The sequence below is a fragment of the Actinomadura monticuli genome (assembly GCF_041463655.1).
GTDB lineage: Bacteria > Actinomycetota > Actinomycetes > Streptosporangiales > Streptosporangiaceae > Spirillospora > Spirillospora monticuli.
Map to the genome: position 1 here is coordinate 21,972 of NZ_JAXCEI010000024.1, position 19,977 is coordinate 41,948.

At 73.1% G+C, this 19,977-nt stretch carries 23 protein-coding genes; 8 read left to right on the forward strand and 15 right to left on the reverse strand.

Annotation, left to right across the window (positions count from 1 at the left end):
• Nucleotides 1-4 precede the first annotated feature (4 nt).
• The 6 genes from SM611_RS34495 to infC form a co-directional block, all read right to left on the reverse strand.
• The gene (locus SM611_RS34495; protein ID WP_371954534.1) at nucleotides 5-1,093 is read right to left on the reverse strand and encodes a sensor histidine kinase; all 1,089 of its coding nucleotides are present in this window, start codon (nucleotides 1,091-1,093) and stop codon (nucleotides 5-7) included.
• Between the two features lie 313 nt (nucleotides 1,094-1,406).
• Nucleotides 1,407-1,934: an STAS domain-containing protein gene (locus tag SM611_RS34500; protein ID WP_371954535.1), complete on the reverse strand. Its 528-nt coding sequence runs from the start codon at nucleotides 1,932-1,934 to the stop codon at nucleotides 1,407-1,409.
• Nucleotides 1,935-2,198: 264 nt separating this feature from the next.
• Nucleotides 2,199-3,014 (reverse strand): TrmH family RNA methyltransferase, encoded by an 816-nt coding sequence (locus SM611_RS34505; protein ID WP_371954537.1) that lies wholly within the window; start codon nucleotides 3,012-3,014, stop codon nucleotides 2,199-2,201.
• A gap of 34 nt (nucleotides 3,015-3,048) precedes the next feature.
• Nucleotides 3,049-3,426 (reverse strand): 50S ribosomal protein L20, encoded by a 378-nt coding sequence (gene rplT / locus SM611_RS34510; protein ID WP_131944984.1) that lies wholly within the window; start codon nucleotides 3,424-3,426, stop codon nucleotides 3,049-3,051.
• Nucleotides 3,427-3,496: 70 nt separating this feature from the next.
• On the reverse strand, nucleotides 3,497-3,691 hold the full coding sequence (rpmI, locus tag SM611_RS34515; RefSeq protein ID WP_067468638.1) for a 50S ribosomal protein L35: 195 nt from the start codon (nucleotides 3,689-3,691) through the stop codon (nucleotides 3,497-3,499).
• 182 nt (nucleotides 3,692-3,873) lie between these two features.
• Nucleotides 3,874-4,422 carry a translation initiation factor IF-3 gene (gene infC / locus SM611_RS34520; protein WP_371954612.1) on the reverse strand — a complete coding sequence of 183 codons (549 nt, stop codon included), beginning with the start codon at nucleotides 4,420-4,422 and terminating at the stop codon, nucleotides 3,874-3,876.
• A gap of 533 nt (nucleotides 4,423-4,955) precedes the next feature.
• On the opposite strand from infC, the gene SM611_RS34525 reads away from it, so the two are divergent.
• The 3 genes from SM611_RS34525 to SM611_RS34535 are packed head-to-tail and all read left to right on the forward strand — an operon-like array spanning nucleotide 4,956 to nucleotide 7,037.
• The gene (locus SM611_RS34525) at nucleotides 4,956-5,450 is read left to right on the forward strand and encodes an NUDIX domain-containing protein (protein WP_371954538.1); all 495 of its coding nucleotides are present in this window, start codon (nucleotides 4,956-4,958) and stop codon (nucleotides 5,448-5,450) included.
• Between the two features lie 9 nt (nucleotides 5,451-5,459).
• Entirely contained in the window at nucleotides 5,460-6,398 is a 939-nt protein-coding gene (locus SM611_RS34530; protein WP_371954539.1) for a carbohydrate kinase family protein, read from the forward strand.
• Nucleotides 6,399-6,401: 3 nt separating this feature from the next.
• Complete coding sequence (locus SM611_RS34535) at nucleotides 6,402-7,037, forward strand: hypothetical protein (protein ID WP_371954540.1); 636 nt, start codon at nucleotides 6,402-6,404, stop codon at nucleotides 7,035-7,037.
• Between the two features lie 12 nt (nucleotides 7,038-7,049).
• On the opposite strand, the gene SM611_RS34540 is transcribed toward SM611_RS34535, so the two are convergent.
• From SM611_RS34540 to SM611_RS34570, 7 genes are all read right to left on the reverse strand, one after another.
• Nucleotides 7,050-7,886 carry a shikimate dehydrogenase gene (locus tag SM611_RS34540; RefSeq protein WP_371954541.1) on the reverse strand — a complete coding sequence of 279 codons (837 nt, stop codon included), beginning with the start codon at nucleotides 7,884-7,886 and terminating at the stop codon, nucleotides 7,050-7,052.
• Nucleotides 7,883-9,043, reverse strand: coding sequence for an endolytic transglycosylase MltG (mltG, locus tag SM611_RS34545; RefSeq protein WP_371954542.1), 1,161 nt, complete (start codon nucleotides 9,041-9,043; stop codon nucleotides 7,883-7,885). The genes SM611_RS34540 and mltG overlap by 4 nt, the downstream gene beginning before the upstream one ends.
• Nucleotides 9,040-9,498: a Holliday junction resolvase RuvX gene (ruvX, locus tag SM611_RS34550; RefSeq protein ID WP_371954543.1), complete on the reverse strand. Its 459-nt coding sequence runs from the start codon at nucleotides 9,496-9,498 to the stop codon at nucleotides 9,040-9,042. Before ruvX ends, mltG begins: the two co-directional genes overlap by 4 nt.
• Nucleotides 9,499-9,535: 37 nt before the next feature.
• Complete coding sequence (alaS, locus tag SM611_RS34555; protein WP_371954545.1) at nucleotides 9,536-12,205, reverse strand: alanine--tRNA ligase; 2,670 nt, start codon at nucleotides 12,203-12,205, stop codon at nucleotides 9,536-9,538.
• A 2-nt stretch (nucleotides 12,206-12,207) separates the two neighbouring features.
• Nucleotides 12,208-12,543, reverse strand: coding sequence for a hypothetical protein (locus SM611_RS34560; RefSeq protein WP_371954546.1), 336 nt, complete (start codon nucleotides 12,541-12,543; stop codon nucleotides 12,208-12,210).
• Nucleotides 12,540-12,956 (reverse strand): DUF948 domain-containing protein, encoded by a 417-nt coding sequence (locus SM611_RS34565; protein ID WP_371954547.1) that lies wholly within the window; start codon nucleotides 12,954-12,956, stop codon nucleotides 12,540-12,542. The genes SM611_RS34560 and SM611_RS34565 overlap by 4 nt, the downstream gene beginning before the upstream one ends.
• A 104-nt stretch (nucleotides 12,957-13,060) precedes the next feature.
• Nucleotides 13,061-14,323: a replication-associated recombination protein A gene (locus SM611_RS34570; RefSeq protein WP_371954613.1), complete on the reverse strand. Its 1,263-nt coding sequence runs from the start codon at nucleotides 14,321-14,323 to the stop codon at nucleotides 13,061-13,063.
• A gap of 240 nt (nucleotides 14,324-14,563) precedes the next feature.
• On the opposite strand from SM611_RS34570, the gene SM611_RS34575 reads away from it, so the two are divergent.
• The 4 genes from SM611_RS34575 (at nucleotide 14,564) to SM611_RS34590 (ending at nucleotide 16,945) form a co-directional block, all read left to right on the forward strand.
• Nucleotides 14,564-14,983: a hypothetical protein gene (locus tag SM611_RS34575; protein WP_371954548.1), complete on the forward strand. Its 420-nt coding sequence runs from the start codon at nucleotides 14,564-14,566 to the stop codon at nucleotides 14,981-14,983.
• 104 nt (nucleotides 14,984-15,087) lie between these two features.
• Nucleotides 15,088-15,690 (forward strand): thioredoxin-like domain-containing protein, encoded by a 603-nt coding sequence (locus SM611_RS34580; protein WP_371954549.1) that lies wholly within the window; start codon nucleotides 15,088-15,090, stop codon nucleotides 15,688-15,690.
• 273 nt (nucleotides 15,691-15,963) lie between these two features.
• Nucleotides 15,964-16,314 carry a DUF305 domain-containing protein gene (locus SM611_RS34585; RefSeq protein ID WP_371954550.1) on the forward strand — a complete coding sequence of 117 codons (351 nt, stop codon included), beginning with the start codon at nucleotides 15,964-15,966 and terminating at the stop codon, nucleotides 16,312-16,314.
• Nucleotides 16,315-16,378: 64 nt separating this feature from the next.
• On the forward strand, nucleotides 16,379-16,945 hold the full coding sequence (locus SM611_RS34590) for a TIGR03086 family metal-binding protein (protein WP_371954551.1): 567 nt from the start codon (nucleotides 16,379-16,381) through the stop codon (nucleotides 16,943-16,945).
• Nucleotides 16,946-17,019: 74 nt separating this feature from the next.
• Here the strand turns inward: SM611_RS34590 and SM611_RS34595 are convergent, their stop codons facing one another.
• Nucleotides 17,020-18,255: a DUF349 domain-containing protein gene (locus SM611_RS34595; protein WP_371954552.1), complete on the reverse strand. Its 1,236-nt coding sequence runs from the start codon at nucleotides 18,253-18,255 to the stop codon at nucleotides 17,020-17,022.
• A gap of 72 nt (nucleotides 18,256-18,327) precedes the next feature.
• The gene (locus SM611_RS34600; protein ID WP_371954553.1) at nucleotides 18,328-19,074 is read right to left on the reverse strand and encodes a peptidylprolyl isomerase; all 747 of its coding nucleotides are present in this window, start codon (nucleotides 19,072-19,074) and stop codon (nucleotides 18,328-18,330) included.
• A gap of 203 nt (nucleotides 19,075-19,277) precedes the next feature.
• Here SM611_RS34600 and SM611_RS34605 point away from each other — a divergent pair, with 203 nt between their 5' ends.
• Nucleotides 19,278-19,973: an MBL fold metallo-hydrolase gene (locus SM611_RS34605; protein ID WP_371954554.1), complete on the forward strand. Its 696-nt coding sequence runs from the start codon at nucleotides 19,278-19,280 to the stop codon at nucleotides 19,971-19,973.
• Nucleotides 19,974-19,977 lie beyond the last annotated feature (4 nt).

Consider the following 19,977-nt stretch of genomic DNA (forward strand, 5'->3'; position numbering starts at 1 on the left):
GCGGTCAGCCGGCGTAGTCGGGGGCCCCTGCGGGCATGGTAAATCGGAACTCGGCGCCGCCGCCGGGCGCCCGGCGCACGGTGATCACGCCGCCGTGCGCCTCGACCAGGCCCTTCACGATGTAGAGCCCGAGGCCGGTGCCGCCGCGGCGGTTGCCGCCGGGACCGCGCCAGAACTGCCGGAAGACGCGCTGGACGGCCTCGGGCGGGATGCCCTCGCCCTCGTCGCGCACCGACACGGCGGCTCCCTCCTTGTGCGCGTCCGGCTCCACCACAATGGTCACAGTACCCGCCCCGTGCCGCACCGCGTTTTCCACCAGGTTGCCGAGGATTTGGTCCATCTTGTCGGGATCGAGCCACATCTCCGGCAGCTCGCCGCGCGCCTCGAAGCGGAACCGGTCCTCCGGCTCGCCCGCCGCCACCCGGCCCGCGATGATCTTGCGGACCTCGCCCGGGATGTCGACGACCTGGCGGCGCATCTCCAGCCGGCCCGCCTCGATGCGGGACACGTCCAGCAGCTCGGTGATCAGCCGGGTGACCCGGTCGGCGTCGGCGTTGACGGTCTCCAGCATCACCCGCTTCTGGTCGTCGTTGAAGCGGTGCCACTTCGCCAGCAGCGTCGCGGTGAACCCCTTCACGCTGGTCAGCGGGGAGCGCAGCTCGTGCGCCACGGTGGAGACGAGGTCGGCCCGGTCGCGCTCCTGGCGGGCGCGGTGCACGGCGTCGCGCAGGCAGACCGTGAACCGTTCCACCCTGCCGCGCTCGCCCCTCCGGTAGGCGGCGGTCACCAGCACCTCGGTGCCGCCGGGCAGGAACAGCACGCGCTCGGGGTGGCGGGTCCGGGTGCACAGGCCGTCGTAGGGGGCCAGGCACTTCCACCAGTCGCGGCCCTCGGCGTCGTGCAGCGGCAGGACGTCGCGGAAGTCGCGCCCGACGGCCGACTCGGCGGCGATCCCGGTGATCCGCGTGGCGGCGGCGTTGAACACCAGGACGCGGGCGTCCGGGCCCGCGACCATGAGGCCGTCGGGCAGGTCGTCAGCGGCGTCCCGCTCGGCGCCCGGCACGGACCCCTGTGCGGGTACGCGCGCGGCCACGAGAGGGGACTCCTCTCCGCCCACAGCGGCCTCCAGAACACCGGTGAGAACGCGGCCTGTCGAAAAGAGACTCTAGCCGGAGTCGGCCATCTTGCGGGACCCGGAAACCGCCCGGCGGCAAGGCATCTGTAGCCTCCCGGGCGGGGTGCCGCACCTCCGCGGAGGGGTCTCACCAGCCCGGATCACCGCCCGTGCCGGGACGCCGCGCCGGACACCTGACCGGGACTACTTACCGGACTTCTTTCAGGGACCGCTCATCGGAGCCGCTCACCGGGCTCCTCAGAGGGCTCTCAAGGGCTCTCAGAGGGGCTCCTCACCGGGACGCCGCCGGAGGGCCGGACGCGGCCCACACGTCGTCCACGCGGGCGTGGACGGCGAACAGGCGGTACAGCCCGGTGATGCGCAGCAGCCGCAGCTGGGCGGGCCGGACGCCGGTGAGGACGATCTCGCCGCCGTCCGCCGCGATCTGGTTGCGCGCGGCGACCAGGGCGCCGAGCCCGGCCGCGTCGCAGAACGCCACGGCGGTGAAGTCGGCCACCAGCCGGCGCGGCCCGCTCCCGGGCAGGCGGCCGTGCAGCTCGACCAGCCGGTCGCGCAGCGCGCCGGCCGTGCGCAGGTCGATCTCGCCGGCCACCGCGACGAGCGCCGTGCCGCCGCGGACGCGGGCGATGTCGACCCGCAGGCCGCCGTCGGCCCGCACGGCGGCGGCTCCGTCCGCGACGGGGAGCGCGGTCGCGGCCGCGCCCCCGCGGCATCTCACCTCCGGCGCGGGGCGGCCCGGCCTCCTGGACGGCCTGGTCTCGTCGGTCATCACGTTCGCCCCCACTCTGCACGGCGCCATGCCGGCCCCTGGTCAAAGCATTGATCACACGGTAGGCAGCGGACGGAACGGCGGAATCCCCCGCCGGTCCCCACCCCGCTCCTACCTGCGGACGAGCCGCAGCCGCCGGCAGAGCCCCCCGCCCGCCACCGCTGCGCCGTCCATCCTCCCAGCTCACCGGCCGGAAAGCGGCGCCTCAGGCGACCGCTTGCGGCCATCCGATCACGGAATGCAGTGAACCTCCGCGACCGTCCGCACGTGCGCCCGCCGCGTCCCGCGCTCTCGTCACGTCCCGCGCTGGGCGCGCGCCGAGGCGTACAGGCATACGGCCGCCGCCGTCGCGAGGTTCAGGCTCTCGGCGCGCCCGTAGATCGGCACGCGGACCACCTCGTCCACGTGCCCGAGTATCTCGTCCGGCAGCCCCCACGCCTCGTTGCCGAACACCCACGCGGTCGGCCGCGCGAGCAGCCCCTCGTCGATCGCGTCGTCGAGGGTGCACTCGCCCGCGCCGTCGGCGGCGAGGACGGTGAGCCCCGCGCCCTTCAGCTCGGGGATCAGCGCGTCGAACCGGGGCCCGGTGACCACCGGGAGGTGGAACAGGCTGCCCGCCGAGGCGCGCACGCACTTGCCGTTGTAGGGGTCGACGGACGCGTCGGTGAACACGACCATCTCCGAACCGGCGGCGTCGGCGGTGCGCAGCACGGTCCCGGCGTTGCCGGGATCGCGGACGTGCGCGAGGACGGTCACCAGCCGGGGACCGGCCTCCAGCGCCTTGCCCAGCGGGACGTCGACGAACTCGCAGACCGCCAGCAGCCCCTGCGGGGTGACGGTCTGCGCCAGCTCCGCCATGACCTCGCCGCTGACGCGCAGCACCGGAGCGCCGGCGCGCTCAGCGGCGAGCACCAGTTCGGGGTGGCGCGCCTCCGCCTCCGCCGTGGTGAACAGCTCGGCGAGGCCGCCGGGTATCTCCAGCGCCTCCCGCACCGCCTGCGGCCCCTCGGCGAGGAACCGGTTCTCGCGGCGGCGGAACGCGCGTTTGGCGAGCCGCCGAGCGGCCTTCACCCGTGGTGATCGGAGGGAGGTCAGCTCGCGGCCCGCCATATCGCCGTATTCGCCCGAGTGCCGGTCACCCGGCTCAGGCCGCCTCCGAGCCCTCGGCCGGAAGCGCGTCCTTGGCGACCTGCACCAGGGCGGCGAACGCCGCCGCGTCGTTGACGGCCAGCTCGGCCAGCATGCGGCGGTCGACCTCGATCTCCGCGGCCTTCAGGCCCTGGATGAACCGGTTGTAGGTGATCCCGTTGGCGCGGGCCGCGGCGTTGATCCGCTGGATCCACAGCCGGCGGAACTGGCCCTTGCGGTCCTTGCGGTCCCGGAAGGCGTAGGTCATCGAGTGGAGCTGCTGCTCCTTGGCCTTGCGGTACAGGCGCGAACGCTGACCGCGGTAACCACTCGACCGCTCCAGGACGACCCGACGCTTCTTGGCGGCGTTGACGCCCCGCTTCACGCGTGCCACGTTCTGAACTCCTTCGTGGGGGCCGGGGCCGCACGGGCCTCGGCCGGTCGCTGATGTTGCCGGTCGAGCGCTACTTGCGCAGCAGCTTCTTGATGTTCTTGGCGTCGGCGTCGGCCACCACGGCCGGGCCGGACAGGCGCCGGGTCCGCTTGGTGGGCTTGTGCTCGAGCAGGTGGTTCTTGTTGGCGCGGCGGCGCATCACCTTGCCGGAGCCGGTCAGCTTGAAGCGCTTCTTGGCACCACTGTGGGTCTTCGTCTTCGGCATGGTCGCCGTCGTCTCCCTCTTCCCGGCCCCCGTGCCGTGCCGCACGGGGGCGCGCCTGATCGGCGCATCCCACGAGGGACCGTGGACGCGCCAGGTCAGGCTTCAATGTACGTGCGCCGCGACCCCGCTCAGCCGCGAGGTCGCGGTGTCGGGACCGCCGCGAGGCCGTCCCTGGACGGCCGTCAGGCGGTGGTCTCGGCCTCCTGCCCGCGGGCCGTCTTCTTCTTGTGCGGACCGATCACCATGATCATGTTCCGGCCGTCCTGCTTGGGCCGCGACTCGACGAAGCCGAGCTCCTCGACGTCGTCGGCGAGCCGCTGCAGCAGCCGGTAACCGAGCTCGGGACGGGACTGCTCACGACCGCGGAACATGATCGTGACCTTCACCTTGTCCCCGGCCTTCAGGAACCGCACCACGTGACCCTTCTTGGTCTCGTAGTCGTGCGGGTCGATCTTCGGGCGGAGCTTGATCTCCTTGATGACCGTGTGCGCCTGGTTCTTCCGCGCCTCACGCGCCTTCATCGCGGACTCGTACTTGAACTTGCCGTAGTCCATGAGCTTGGCGACGGGCGGACGCGCGGTGGGCGCCACCTCGACGAGGTCGAGGTCCGACTCACGCGCGAGTTCAAGGGCCTTGGCGATGGGCACAATGCCCACCTGTTCGCCGTTCGGGCCGACGAGCCGGACCTCGGGCACGCGAATGCGGTCGTTGATACGCGGTTCGGCGCTGATGGGACCTCCTTGGGGCCGTTCTCAAGTTCGTTGGACCGGTCGTACCCCGAGGCTCCCACGAGAAAAGCCCCGCACGACTCACGCACGGGGCCACCTTCGGTCTCCCTGGACGGACGAGCCGTCCGGGGACGACGGCGGAACGGACGCGCGACGCCCGTTCGCCGGACCGAGACCCACCGGCCTTTGGTCTGGGATTCCCCAGCTCGGCCGGTCAGGTGGGAGGTGGCCTCCGCTTGAGCGCCCGGCACGCGCCATCGCCGAGATCGCGCGCACTGGGCCGGTCGACCACCAAGACTACCACCTGGAGGGCTGCGGTGCGCCACGTCGAAACCGTCCCGTGACGTGCGGCACGGGACGGGGAGTTTCGTGAGGTACGCCACCTTCTCCAACAGCTCCGGCCCCTCCGCCATTCCCGGCCGGGCGGGAGGTGACGGTGTTCTGGCCCGGCAGGCGTCTCGGCGGGCGCGGCCGCCGTTGTTACGGTGAAGCGGAGACGGCCCGGTGGGGCCGGCACCAGGGAGGTTGTTCCCGCGATGCCCTCGGTCGAGGCCGGCGCCGCCGGCCCCCTCACCGCCCTGACGCCGATCACGCTGCAGTTCGCGCAGAAGGCGTTCATCGTGTCCGGCGGGCGGCTGCTGCTGGTCCGCAAGTCCGCGTCCGACCCGTTCCACCCGCGCCGCTGGGAAGTGCCCGGCGGACGGCTGGAGGTGGAGGCCGACCTCGATCTCGACGACCACATCCGCCGGGAGGTCTGGGAGGAGGTCGGCCTCAAGGTCGATCCTGGGCCGCCGTTCCATCTGTGGCAGTGGTTCATGCCCGACCGTGGCGGCCCGCCGGGCGGGCAGGTGCGCGTGGTCGCGGCGGCGCGCCGCTGCCGGCCGGTGACGCTCGACGCCACCCTCGGCAACCAGGACGCGGGCGACCATCTGGACGGCTGCGCCTGGGTGCCCCTGGGCGAGATCGGCGGATACGACCTCATCCCGAGCCTGCGCCCGGTGATGCGGGCGTTCCTGGCGACGGCCGGCTGACGGCCGCCGGTGGCCACGCCGCGTCCGCCCGCCGGGTGGCCGGGCCTCGACGGCGCGGCCGAGCGCCGGTTCGCGCTGCTCGTCATCGGCGACGCCGGGATCGAGGTCCGCGCGTCCCTGCCGGACGTCCGGTTCGCCGACCTAAGCGCCGACCGGCTCTGCTACGCCCCGGCGCGCGCCCTGGTCGCGGGGACGGCGGTGAACCTGGCCCGGTGCGCAGCCGGCTACTTCCGCCGGGTGGGGGTGCTCGCGAAGATCGGGGACGACGGCTACACGCCGGTCATCCGCCGCGAGCTGCGGCGCATCGGCGCGGACGACCATCTGCTCGTCGAGGCGGGCGCGCCGAACGGCGTCTCGGTGATGCTGCGCGACCGCCCGCGCGGCGGCGGGCCGGGCGTCCGGCTGCTGGTCGTCCACGACGAGCCGCCCGGACGCCGGCTCACCGCACCGGAGGTCGCGGCGGCGTCCGCGGCGATCGAGGACGCGGACGTCCTGGTCGCCGACGGGTACTCGGTGCTGTCCCCGGTCTCGCGAGCGGCACTGGACGAGGCGGCGCGCATCGCGGCCTCGGCGGGCACGCGGGTCGCGTTCGACCTCGTCCCGCACGACGTCGACGCGCGGCTCCCGGCGTCGGACGTGCTGCCGGCGCTGGCCCGCGCGGACCTCGTCTTCTCCGAGGCGCCGACGCTCGCGCGCCTGCTCGGCCGTCCGGCGCCGTCCCGCGCGGACGGGGTGCGCGCGCTGCTGCCGGTCCTGGACCGCGAGGTGCCGGGACGCCCGCTGTGGCTGCTGCGCTTCGGCGCGACGTCCCTGGAGCGGGTGCTCGCCTACCGGCGCGGGCGGCCGCCGGTGGAGTACGCCACCGGCTACCGGGACGGCGTGGAGCGCGCGGGCTTCGGGGACCGGCTGGCCTCGTGCGAGCTCTACTGGTGGCTCTCGGGGGGCTGACCGGTGTCCGGGACCTCGGCCGCCGCCGCGCGCAGCGCCGCGAGGGTGCGCAGGAAGCGCCGCCTGCTGCCGGGGAGGCCGAACGTCTCCTGCCAGCGCCACGGAACGACGGACCACTCCCCCTCCAGCGTGCCCGGTGCGCGGTCCCGGCGATCTGTACGGCCACGGATACAGACACAGAACCCACGGGCTACAAAGCGTGGCCAGACGGGAACAAAAGGAGCAGAAGGCGAAAGCGGGAACGGCTGCCCGGGCAGCGGCCGGACGTCGCTGTGGACGCTGTGGTGGCGGCTGGAGACGCTGATCGCGCTGAGCCGCGTCCCGCTCGCCAGGAGCGCCGACATCCTGCACTGGCTGCCGGACGCGACGGTCGTGCAGCGGTCGCACGCGCGGGAACGCGCGCTGGCCGAGCTGCTGCCGCACCGCGGGCTCGTCGACCCGGTGGGCCTGGCGCGGCGGCACTGGGCGGCGTTCCTGCTGAGCCTCGTGTGCGCCGCCAGCATGCTGGGCGTCGCGGCGGGCCTGTGGGGCTGGAAGGACTTCTGGCTGAGCGTGATCCTGCCGATCGTCCTCCCCGGCGTCGACGAGTCGGTGAAGCGCCGCCGCGCCCCGCGCGGACCGCCGCCCGCCGTGCCCTGACCGGGCGCGGCGTCAGGCGGCGCGGCGGGCGAGCTCCGCCTCCCCGGCGGCGCGCATCGCCGCCACCGGCACGTCCTCGCGGCCCGTCATCAGCGCCACCTGCCGGACGGCCTGGTGCAGCAGCATCGCGAACCCGCCCACGACCGTCCCGCCGGCCCGCTCGACCGCCGCGGCGAGCGCCGTCGGCCACGGCGCGTACACCACGTCGAACAGGGCGGCGCCGGACGCGGCGACCGGTTCGGCGAACGCGTCGGCCGCGCGTCCGGGCAGCGTGGACACCACGAGGTCGGCGGGGAGGTGCGCGGTCACGCGGTCGAGCGGCACGACGCGGACCGCGAGGCCGAACCGCTCCCCCACCTCGGCGGCGCCGGCGGCGCGCTCCGGCGTCCGCGCCGCGAGGACCGCCTCGGACGTGCCGAGCCGGGCGAGCGCGGCCAGCGCGGACGCCGCGGTCGCGCCGCCGCCGAGCACCAGCGCCGACGGCGGCGCCTTGAGGCCCGCCTCGGCCAGCGCCGTCTCGATGCCGTGCACGTCGGTGTTGTCGCCGTGCCGGCGCCCGTCCCGCAGGACGATCGTGTTGGCGCCGCCGACCCGCACCGCCAGGTCGGACACCGAGTCGACGAGGTCCAGCGCGACCCGTTTGAGGGGCATGGTCAGCGACAGGCCCGCCCATGCGGGGCCGAGGCCGTCCAGCAGCCCGGCCAGGCCGTCCTCGCCGCACTCGATCGCCTCGTAGGACCACCCGCGCAGGCCCATCGCCGCGTACGCCGCGCGGTGCAGGACCGGCGACAGCGAATGCGCGACCGGCGACCCCAGCACCGCGGCCCGGCGGCCCGGTTCCCCCGTCACTGGCCCGGATGCGCCTTCTGCCACTCCCGGAACTCCTTCTCGATCTTCAGCCGCTGCTCTTCCGTGGTGGCGAACTTCGTGATCTTGTTCGTCGGGTCGGTGGCGATGAAGTACAGCCACGTCCCCTCCTCCGGGTTGAGCGCCGCCTCGATCGCGGCGGGCCCGGGGTTGGAGATCGGGCCGGGCGGCAGGCCCGTGTGCAGGTAGGTGTTGTAGGGCGAGGGGGTCTTGAGGTCCTCCTCGGTGACGGTCAGCCGGCGTTCGTTGAGCGCGTACAGCACCGTCGTGTCGAACTGCAGCTTCATGTTCTTCTTCAGCCGGTTGTAGATCACCCGGGAGATCATCGGCAGGTCGGCGGGCTTGCCGCCCTCGGCCTGGACGAGGCTGGCCAGCGTGACGACCGTCGCCGGGTTCATGCGCGCCTTGCGCGCCTTGGCGACGAGGTCGCTGCTGCTCGCCTCCTTGTTGAACCGCTCCACCATCTGCTTGAGGATCTGCTGGGCCGAGCCGTTCGGGTCGAGGTCGTAGCGGCCGGGGTACAGGTACCCCTCCACCTTTCCCTTCGCGTACGGCGGGAGCCCGAGGCGCTTGCCGTCCTTCGCGGCCGCCTGGAACTCCTTGACCGAGATCCCGGTCTTCTGGGCCAGCCGCTTGAAGAGCTCGACGGCCCGCAGGCCCTCGGGGATCGTGACCTGGTTCCCCGCCCGCGACTTGGGGTCCAGCAGCAGCGCCATCGCCGCGGACGACGACATCTTCAGCCGCATCTGGTAGAAGCCCGGCTGGATGCTGGAGGCCTTCGCCTCCTTGGTGTACGCCTTCACGAACGCGCGGGCGCTCTTGACCACGCGGTGCTCCTCCAGCGTCGCGCCGATCACCGAGCCGCTCGCGCCGTCCTTGATCTGGACGGTGACCTTGCCGGATCCCGGGCCGTCGTAGTCCGGCGGATGCCACTTGTCGTCGAGCCACGCGTAACCGAGGACGCCGCCGGTGCCGAACACCGCGACGAGGAACGCCATCGCGAACAGGGCGGCGGCCCGGCCGCTGCGCCGGCGGCGCTTCTGCCGCTTGCGGACCCGCCGCTGGTCACGCCTGGCGTACCGCTCGTTCGGCGGGCGCCCGTCGCCGTAGGGGTCTGAGAAGAGGTCCAAATCGTTCATGAGCTCCCCCGGACGATCTCTCCTGGGGGGGTCCCAGTCAACCGTTCCGCGTCGAGGGCCGCCTGCAGCAGGACCGCCGCGGCGGCCTGATCGACGACCTTGCGCCTCGCCTGGCCGTGCACTCCCCCGGCCCGGAGCCCGCTCTCGGCGGTCACCGTGGTGAGCCGCTCGTCGTGGAGCCGGACCGTTCCCGGGGGCAGGCGGTCCGCGAGCCGGGCCGCGAACCTGCGCGCCGCCTGCGCCGCCGGCCCCTCCCGGCCCGACAGCGACGTCGGCAGGCCCACGACGACCTCGATCGCCTCGTACTCGGTGACGAGCGCCACCAGGCGGTCGATGTCGCCCTTGCCGCTCTTCACGGTCTCGAGCGGGGAGGCGAGGATCCCGCCGGGGTCGCACTTGGCGACACCGACCCGCACGCTCCCCACGTCGACTCCCAGCCGGATGCCGTCCCTCATGGCGCCGGCTCCGGTCGCATGCCCCGTCGCGCCGGGCTCACGCGGCCCCTACTGCTCGTTCGACCGCGGCCAGGGCGTCGCCGACGGCCGCGGGGTTCGCGCCGCCGCCCTGCGCCAGGTCGTCCTTGCCGCCGCCTCCGCCGCCGAGGGCCTTGGCGGCGAGGCCGACGAGGGCGCCCGCCTTGAGGCCGCGCTCGCGCGCCCCCTCGGTGACGGCGACGACCACGACGGGACGGTCCTTCGGCACGCCCGCGACCATCACGACCGCGGGCCGGGCCGTCAGCCGGCCGCGCACGTCCACGGCGAGCTTGCGCAGGTCGTCGGCTCCGGTGCCGTCCGGGGCGCGGTGGCCGACGAACGCGATGCCGCCGACGTCCCGCGCGCCGTCGGCGAGGGAGCCGGCGATCGCGAGGACCTGCTGGGAGCGGAGCTTCTCCAGCTCCTTCTCGGCGTCGCGGAGCCGGGTGACGACGCCGGAGATCCGCTCGGGCAGCTCCTCCTTGCGCGCCTTCATCTGCTCGGCGAGCTGCGCGACGAGGACGCTCTCGCGGGCCAGGAACCGGAACGCGTCGATGCCGACGAGGGCCTCGACGCGCCGGACGCCGGCGCCGATGGACGACTCGCCGAGCACCTTGACCAGGCCGAGCTGGCCGGAGCGGGCGACGTGGGTGCCGCCGCACAGCTCGCGCGAGTAGTCGCCGACCTCCACGACGCGGACCTCGTCGCCGTACTTCTCGCCGAACAGCGCGAGCGCGCCCATCGCGCGGGCCTCGTCGATCGAGGTGTGGAACGCGCGGACGTCCAGGTCGCCGACCAGGACCTCGTTGACCTCGTCCTCGACATCGCGCAGCACGCTCGGCGGGACGGCGCCGGACGCGGTGAAGTCGAACCGGAACCGGCCGGGCGAGTTCTCCGACCCGGCCTGCGCGGCGGACTCGCCGAGCGCGCGGCGGAACCCGGCGTGCACCAGGTGGGTCGCGGTGTGCGACCGGGAGATCGCCCGGCGCCGCTCCACGTCGACCTCGGCGTAGGCGGTGTCGCCCGCCTGCGCCTCGCCGCTGCGGACGCGGCCGCGGTGCACGATCAGGCCCGCGAGGGGCGACTGCACGTCGGTGACGTCGACGACGGCGCCGTTGCCGAACCGGATCACGCCGTGGTCGGCGAGCTGGCCGCCGCCCTCGGCGTAGAACGGGGTGCGGTCGAGGACGACCTCCACCTCGGTGCCCTCGCCCGCGGCGGGCGTGTTGGCGCCGCCCACGAGCAGCCCGACGAGGCGGGCGTCGCCGGCGAGGCTGCCGTACCCGGTGAAGTCGACCCGGCCGCCGGCGCCGGTGAGCAGCTCGTCCAGGACGGAGACGTCGAGGTTGCCGGTCTTCTTGTCGCGGGCGTCCTTCTTCGCGCGGTCGCGCTGCTCCTGCATGAGCCGGCGGAAGCCCGCCTCGTCGACCTGGAGGCCCTGCTCGGACGCCATCTCCAGGGTGAGGTCGATCGGGAAGCCGTAGGTGTCGTGCAGCTTGAACGCCTGGTCGCCCGCCAGCGTCGCGCCGCCGGACCGCTTGGTCTCCTCGACGGCCGTGTCGAAGATCGCGGTGCCGGTGCGGAGCGTCTGGAGGAAGGAGTCCTCCTCGGCGTCGACGACCGTGTGGATGTTCGCGGCCGTGCGCACCAGCTCGGGGTACTGCTCGCCCATCGCCTTGATCGCGACGTCGGTCAGCTCGTGCATGAGCCCGGCGTCCTGGCCGCCGAGCAGGCGCAGGTTGCGGATGGAGCGGCGCAGGATGCGGCGGAGCACGTAGCCGCGGCCCTCGTTGGAGGGGCGGATTCCGTCCGCGACCATCATCATGCCGCTGCGGACGTGGTCGGCGACGACGCGCAGCGACACGTCCGCGCGGTGGTCGCGGCCGTACTTGGCGCCGGTCAGGCCGGCGGCGCGGTCGAGGACCCGCCACAGGGTGTCGGTCTCGTAGATGTTGTCGACGCCCTGCAGGATCGCCGCCATGCGCTCCAGGCCCATGCCGGTGTCGATGTTCTTGGCGGGCAGGTCGCCGAGGATCGGGAAGTCGGTCTTGCTCTCCCCGGGGCCCCGCTCGTACTGCATGAAGACGAGGTTCCAGACCTCCAGGTACCGGTCCTCGTCGGCGACCGGGCCGCCCTCGCGGCCGTACTCGGGGCCGCGGTCGTAGTAGATCTCCGAGCAGGGACCGCACGGCCCGGGGACGCCCATCGACCAGAAGTTGTCCTCCATGCCGCGCCGCTGGATGCGGTCGCGGGGGACGCCGACCTTGTCGTGCCAGATGCCCTGCGCCTCGTCGTCGTCCCGGAAGACGGTGACCCACAGCTTCTCTTCGGGGAACCCGAAGCCGCCGTCCTCGCGGGAGGCGGTCAGCAGCTCCCAGGCGAACGGGATCGCCTGCTCCTTGAAGTAGTCGCCGATCGAGAAGTTGCCCAGCATCTGGAAGAACGTGGCGTGCCGGGTGGTCTTGCCGACCTCCTCGATGTCGGGCGTCCGCACGCACTTCTGCGCGCTCGTCATCCGCTGGGACGGCGGGGTGCGCTGGCCGAGGAAGTACGGCTTGAACGGGACCATGCCGGCGTTGACCAGCAGCAGGGTCGGGTCCTCGGCGACCAGGCTGGCCGAGGGCACCACCGTGTGCCCGCGCTCCTCGAAGAACCTGAGGAAGCGGCGTGCGACCTCTGCCGACTCCATGATCAGTGGCCATCCTTGTCGTCGTCGATGATCGTGTATCGCGCCTTCAGCACCCGGCGGGGCGGGGACCCCCGGTATCCGGGCACCTCGGCGTCCGGCGGCGCCTGGTCCATGCGGACGGCCTCGCGCAGCTCCTCTTCGCGGGCACGCATCTCGGTACGGACGTCGGCCGCGAAATGCCTCAACCGCTCCCCCGTGCCCTTCCCGGTCGCCACCGCGCGCATCGCCACCCCCTCCGGGGACAGGCTCCGCGCGACCCGCTCCACGCGCCGCTTGACGCGGTGCGTGGCGTAGACGCCGGCTCCGGCGCCGACCGAGAGCCAGAACAGCCGCCTCATCCGCGTCCCTTCCCCGAGGAGCGCGCCTGAAGCTGCGGCCGGCCGGAGGCGCTCCGCCCGTCGCCGTCGCCGTTCCTGAGGACCTTGCGGACGCCGTAGGAGAAGGCCGCGGCCTTCACCAGCGGGCCGCCCACCATCGAGCTCATGACGGTGGTGACGGCCGAGACGTTCTGGGTGACGCCGGCGACCTGCTTGGTGATGACGTCGGTGCGGCCGAGCTGCTCGTTGGCGCGCTTCACCGTGTCGGTCATGTCGTCCAGCAGGGGGGCGGCCTGCTCGCCGAGCTCGCGCACGACCTTGCCGGCCTCGCCGAGGAGGCGGGAGAGCTTCAGCAGGGTCAGCGCGATGAACGAGACGAGCACCGCCCAGAACACGGCCACGATGAGGCCTGCCAGCTGTCCACCAGTAAGCATCGGGCTTCCCGTTCGTGCGAATTCGGTTCGGGCCGGTTACGGCGAGACAGACCTTACCGGGCGGCACGCCCTTGTGGCGGTATGACCGGCCCGGTGAGCGGCGATCAGCCCCGGTCGCCGCCGCCGCGCAGGACGGAGCGGATCCGCGCCAGGACCTCGGTGAACCGCGATTCGGCGCCGTGCCTGGTCGGGCGATAGTACTCCCGTCCGTCCACCGAGTCGGGCGCGTACTGCTGCCGGACGACGCCGCCGGGATGGTCGTGCGCGTACTTGTAGCCCTGCCCGTGCCCGACCTTCGCGGCGCCCTTGTAGTGGGCGTCGCGCAGATGCCCGGGGACGGGCCCGGCGAGGCCCTTGCGGACGTCGCCGAGCGCCCCGTCCACCGCCATGATCACCGCGTTGGACTTGGGCGCCAGGGAGAGGTGGATCACCGCCTGGGCGAGGTTGATGCGGGCCTCGGGGAGGCCGACGAACTCCACCGCCTGGGCCGCCGCGACGGCGGTCTGCAGCGCGGTCGGGTCGGCCATGCCGACGTCCTCGCTGGCGTGCACGATCAGCCGACGCGCGATGAACCGCGGGTCCTCCCCGGCCTCGATCATGCGGGCGAGGTAGTGCAGCGCCGCGTCGACGTCGCTGCCGCGGATGCTCTTGATGAACGCGCTGATGACGTCGTAGTGCTGGTCGCCCTCGCGGTCGTAGCGGACCGCCGCCCGGTCGACGGCCTTCTCCAGCACGCCGACGTCGACCACGCCGCCGGCGTCGACGACCAGGGAGGCGGCCTCCAGGTAGGTGAGGGTGCGGCGGGCGTCACCGCCGGCGAGCCGGACGAGGTGGTCCTCGGCGGCGGGGTCGAGGGTGAGCGCGCCGCCCAGGCCGCGCTCCTCGGTGAGGGCCCGGCGGATCACCTCGCGCAGGTCGTCCTCGCCGAGCGGCTCCAGCGTGAGCAGCAGCGAGCGGGACAGCAGCGGGCTGATGACGGAGAAGAACGGGTTCTCGGTCGTGGCGCCGATGAACGACACCCAGCGGTTCTCGACGGCGGGGAGCAGCGCGTCCTGCTGGGCCTTGTTGAACCGGTGGACCTCGTCGACGAACAGGACGGTCTGCCGCCCGGTCATGCCCAGCTCGCGGCGGGCCAGGTCGATCTCGGCGCGGACCCGCTTGACGCCGTCGCTGACCGCGGAGATCTCCACGAACCGGCGGGACGTGACGTGGCTGACGACCGTGGCGAGGGTGGTCTTGCCCGTGCCGGGCGGGCCCCACAGGACGAGCGACATCGGCACGTCCCGGTCGACGAGCTGCCGGATCGGGGTGCCGGGGCCGAGCAGGTGGCCCTGCCCGACGACCTCGTCCAGCGCGCGGGGGCGCATCCGCACCGCGAGGGGCTGCTCCGCGCCCGGCGCGGCTGGGCCGGACGGCGCGGCCTCGCGGGGCGGGGGCCGCTCCCCCGGCGCGTCGAAGAGGCCCTCCGGCTCGCCCGAATCCGCCCTGCTGGTCACGCTCCGACACTATCTCGCGGCACGGACGTTCCCGGACGTCCCGCGTCCGGGAACCCGGGGGCGGGCTCCGGCGTTGGAAGAGCCCGGAAGGCGCATTTCAGGAGCGTGACGGTGTCCGGTACGGCCCTGCATCGGCGCCACGGGGCGGCCGGGCTGCTCGTGGCGCTGTTCGTCGTGGCCGGGCTGGTGTTCAGCTACGGGCTGGGCCACGCGCCGCCGCCGCGCGTCTGCACCGAGCACGCCGTGAGCGCGCCCGCCGGCCCCTCGTCCGGGACCACCGGCCATGAGGCCGCCCCGCACGGGCTCGCCGGCGCGGCGCTCAGCGCGCCCGCGAAGCCGCACCCGCACCTCCCCCTCGACGTCTGCCTCTGCGTGGCCGTCCTGTTCACCCTTCTGCTGATCGCACTGCTCACGGGGCTGCGCCGGCCCCTGTCCCGGCTGCCCGCGCGGGCCGGCTGGTCGCTCGCGCCACCGCCCGGCGCCGCGACCACGCTCGCGTTCCCGCCCGTCCTCCAGGTGCTCCGGCTGTGATGAGCCGGCCGTAAGGCCGCACGCAGCGCCGTATCGCTCGCGAAGCGGCGCCTGCCCGCATCTCCGTACGGATGATCCGCAGCACCCCCTGAGAGGACCGCTCCATGTCGAAGAACGCCCGGAACAAGAACGCACGCAAGGCCAACGCGCTGACGCAACGCGAGATCGCGTGGGGCGGCATCGCCTTCTACGCCGTCATCGGGCTGGTGGCGGTCGTCGCCATCGGCTTCACCTTCATGCAGACGAGGTCGTCCGCGGACTCCCCGTCCGTCGCGGGCCTGGTCACCAAGGACGACCTCGGCCGCGAGCACGTCTCCGGGACCGTCGCGTACGACACGTCGCCGCCCATGGGCGGCGACCACAACCCCGTCTGGCAGAACTGCGACGGCCGCGTCTACGACGCCCCGCTGCAGAACGAGAACGCCGTGCACTCACTGGAGCACGGCGCCGTCTGGATCACCTACCGCCCCGGCCTCGCCGCCGCCCAGCTCGACGCGCTCACGAACAAGGTCACCGGCATCGACTACACGATGCTGAGCCCGTACCCGGCCCAGGACGCGCCGATCAAGCTCACCGCCTGGGGCCACCAGCTTTCGCTGGACGACGCGTCCGACCCGCGCGTGGACGAGTTCCTGCGCGGCTTCGTCAAGGGCCCGCAGACGCCCGAGCCCGGCGCGGCCTGCGACGGCGCCAAGGACACTCCGTGACCGAGGTGGCCGCGGCACCGCGAGGACGGCGGGTCACCGCCGCCCTCGCGGCACTCGTCCTGGTGGTCGCGGCGGTCCTGGTGGCGGTGGCCGCGACCCGCTCGCAGCGTCCCGGCGCGGACGGCCCGGAGGCCGGGTTCGCACGCGACATGAGCGCCCACCACGCGCAGGCGGTGCGGATGTCGTTCATCGTCCGGGAGCGCACGAACGACCCGGAGGTCCGGCTGCTGGCCTACGACGTCATCACCACGCAGCAGGCGCAGATCGGCATGAATGACGGCCTGGCTGGACGAGTGGGGACTGCCAAAGACCGACCCGTCCGGCGGCATGCGCTGGATGTCGGGTCACGGCGGCCACGGGGACGCCACGGCGGCCATGCCGGGGATGGCCACCCGCGGGCAGCTCGCCGAGTTGGAGAAGGCGTCCGGGCGGTCCGCCGAGGTGCGGTTCCTGCGGCTGATGATCGCCCACCATCGCGGCGGCGTCGGTATGGCGGAGGCGGTCCTGGCCCGCACCGGGCACGACCGGGTGCGGCGCCTCGCCGGCACGATGGTGAAGGGCCAGCGGTCGGAGATCACGCAGATGAACGCGATGCTCCGGGACCGGGGCGCGCCCGGAGCGTAGCCGGGACCGGCGACCTTCGCGATAGCGCTTGACAGCGCGGCCGGATCGCGGGTCACTGACCACCATGGCTCAGAACCTCAGCGGCTACCACCGGGCCCTCGACCTGTTCGAGGGCCTGGTCGCCGGCGTGCCCCGGGACGGCTGGGACGCGCCGTCGCCCTGCGAGGGGTGGAGCGCCCGGGACGTCGCCGGCCACGTGACCGGCGGCCAGTACCTGGTCCGGGCGCTGGCCACGGGGGAGCACGAGCCGGACGTCAACCATGACCCGGCGCGGTTCGTCCCGGGCGACGTGCTGATGAGCTGGCGGAGGGCCCGCAAGGAGTGCGCGGCGGCGCTCACCCCGGACGCGCTGCACCGCCCCATCCCGTTCGGCGGCCTCGGCGAACTGCCGCTGGGCGACTACCTGGAGGCCTACATCCTGGAGCCGCTCGTCCACGCCTGGGACCTGGCGCGCGCCACGGGCCAGCCGTCCCGCCTGGACCCGGACCTCGTCCACCACGCGTTCGCCACGGCCCAGGTGGTAGCCGCCCCGCTCCGAGCCGCCGGCGACCTGGCCCCACCCCTCCCGGCCCCGAGAGGCGCCGACGAGCAGACCAGAATGCTCGCCTTCCTAGGCCGCAACACCACCTGACCACCACCCCGAACAACGTCGCGAGGATCGCCTGCGTCGCAACGGGGGTTCCAGGGGGTCGCCCCCTGGGTAGATCACGAGAATTCGGCGAGTGTCCGTTCGGCTTCTTCGAGCCAGGCGCGGCGGGCGTTGAGGGCTTCTTCGGCCTCTTTGATGTCCTTGTCGCGGCCGGCGTCGCGGGCCTTGCCGAGGCGTTTCTCCAGTTGTTCGATGGAGCTGCGGAGCTGCCCGACGGTGGCTTCGGCGCGGGCGCGGGCCTCGGGGTTGGTGCGGCGCCATTCGTTCTCTTCGGCGGAGCGGACGGCGTCCTCGATCTTGCGGAGCCGGCCTTCGAGGCGGTCGCGCTGGTCGCGGGGGACCATGCCGGCGGCCTCCCAGCGCTCCTGGATGGCGCGGAGGGCCTGCCGGGCCTGGCGGATGTCGCGGACGGGCAGCAGCCGCTCGGCGTCGGCGAGGATCTTCTCCTTCTCCTCGGCGTTGCCGCGGAATTCGGCGTCGCGTTCGGCGAAGGCGGCGCTGCGGGCCTGGAAGAAGGTGTCCTGGGCGCCTTTGAAGCGGGCCCAGAGGTCTTCTTCGGCGTCCCGGGAGGCGCGTCCGGCCGTCTTCCAGCGGCGCATGAGGTCGCGGTAGGCGGCGGCGGTGTCGCCCCAGTCGGTGGAGCCGGACATCGCCTCGGCCTCGGCGACGAGGCGCTCCTTCTCTCTGCGGGACTCCTCGCGCTGGTCGTCGAGGGTGGCGAAGTAGGCCTTGCGGCGTTTGGTGAAGGCGTTGCGGGCGGACGACAGCCGCTTCCAGAGGGCGGTCTCGGTGGGCCGGTCGATGCGGTCGGCGGCCTTCCATTCCTCGACGAGCCGGCGGAGCCGTTCGCCGCCGTTCTTCCAGTGCGTCTCCTCGGCGGCGATGCGCTCGGCCTCGGCGACGATCCGCTCCTTGACCTCGCGGGCCTCGTGGCGGTGCTGCTCGCGCTGGACCTTGACCTCTTCGCGGCGGCGGCCGACCTGCTCGGTCAGGCCGTCCAGGCGGCGGACGAGCGCGCCGAGGTCGCCGACGGCGTGCGCCTCGGAGACGGCCTCGCGGAGCCGGTCGATGCTCTGCTGGGCCTGGGCGGGCTGCAGGTCGGTGGTGCGGAGCCGCTGTTCGAGCAGGCCGATCTCGGTGACGAGCGCGTCGTACTTGCGCTTGAAGTAGGCCAGGGCCTCTTCGGGCGCGCCGGCCTGCCAGGATCCGACGACGCGCTCGCCGTCGGCCGTCCTGACATAGACGGTGCCGTCCTCGTCCACCCGGCCCCAGGGATCGGTCGCGCTGGACACCCTTGCCTCCTGAATCGCGGGTCCGGACGACTCACGCCCTCCGGACCCTCCACACCTTAGTATCCCGTTCGCCTATTTCCCGGCGATCGTGACGTCCTGGATTTCGACCTTCTTCTTGGGCTTGCCGTCCTGCGCGGGCTGCGACCCGCCCTTGGCGATCTTCTTGAGCACGTCCAGCCCCTTGGTGATCTTTCCGAACACCGTGTAGTCCGGCGGGAGCTGCGAGTCCTCGTAGACCATGAAGAACTGGCTGCCGTTGGAGTCCGGCTGGCGCGAGTGCGCCATCGCGAGGGTGCCCTCGGTGTAGGTGGCGCCGTCGGTGTTCTCGTTGGCGAAGCGGTAGCCGGGCCCGCCGCTGCCCGACGCCGACGGGTCGCCGCACTGCAGCACGTTGAGGGCGCCGCTGGTCATGCGGTGGCACTCGGTCTTGTCGTAGTAGTTCTTCTGCGCCAGGAACGCGAAGGAGTTCACGGTGCACGGCGCCTTGTCGCCGTACAGCTGCATCTCCACATCGCCCTGGTTCGTCTTGACCGTGACAGGGACGATGCCCGTGTGGGCGGGCTTGCCCGGGGGCCTGCCGACGTCCTTCACCTGACCGCCCGGCGCGCTGGGCGGGTAGGCGCACTGCGGGCCGGCGGCCGTGGACTCGTCCTTCTTGAAGACCATGAACGCCGCGGCGCCGGCGACGACCACCGCCACCGCGGCCGCCGTGCCGATGATCTTGAGTCGGCGGGCCCTCGCCGCCTCCTGCGCGCGCCGCTGCTCCTGGCGCTCGTACCGTTGCCGCGCGAGCTGCTTCTTGCGGTCCTTCCCCGCCACGTGCCTCGCCTCTCCGGTGTGATCAGGTGAACGTGCAGCGCATAGTAGCGGTACCCGCGAGTAAAAGCGTCTCCGCGTTCAGGGAGCGCCCAGGGGGCGCCTTCCCCACGACACGGCGACGCCCTATCTCGTTCGCGGTGGCCGCGGCCGCGCCGGTACCCTCGGGACACGCCTACCCGAGATGGTTCCAAGGAAGGACGACCGTGCTCGTCGCCGGGTTCCCCGCTGGATCGTTCGCCGCGAACTGCTACATCGTGGCGCCCGCCGCGGGTGAGGAGTGCCTGATCATCGATCCCGGCCAGGACGCCGAGGCCTTGATCGAGGAGATCCTGCGCGAGCACCGGCTGAAGCCGGTCGCGGTGCTGCTGACGCACGGCCATCTCGATCACGTCTGGTCGGTGGCTCCGGTCTGCGGCGCCAAGGACGTCCCCGCCTACGTGCACCCGGACGACCGCGACCTGCTCACCGATCCGGCGAAGGGCCTGTCGCTCGGCGCCGGGCAGCAGCTGTTCGGCGGCCTGACGCTGTCCGAGCCGGACGACGTGCGGGAGCTCGCGGACGGTTCCGTCCTCGAGCTGGCCGGGCTGAGCCTCACCGTCGACCACGCGCCGGGCCATACACCCGGGTCGGTGACGTTCCGGACGCCGAAGACGGAGCAGATCCCGGACGTGATGTTCACCGGCGACCTGCTGTTCGCGGGGTCCATCGGGCGCACCGACCTGCCGGGCGGATCGTACGAGGAGATCCTCGCCAGCCTGTCCCGGGTGTGCCTGAGCATGCCCGACGACACCGCCGTCCTGCCCGGCCACGGCGAGCAGACCACAATCGGCCGCGAGCGCGCGACGAATCCGTTCCTTTCGGAACTGACGCCCGCGGACGGACCTGACAAGGGATTCTGAGCCT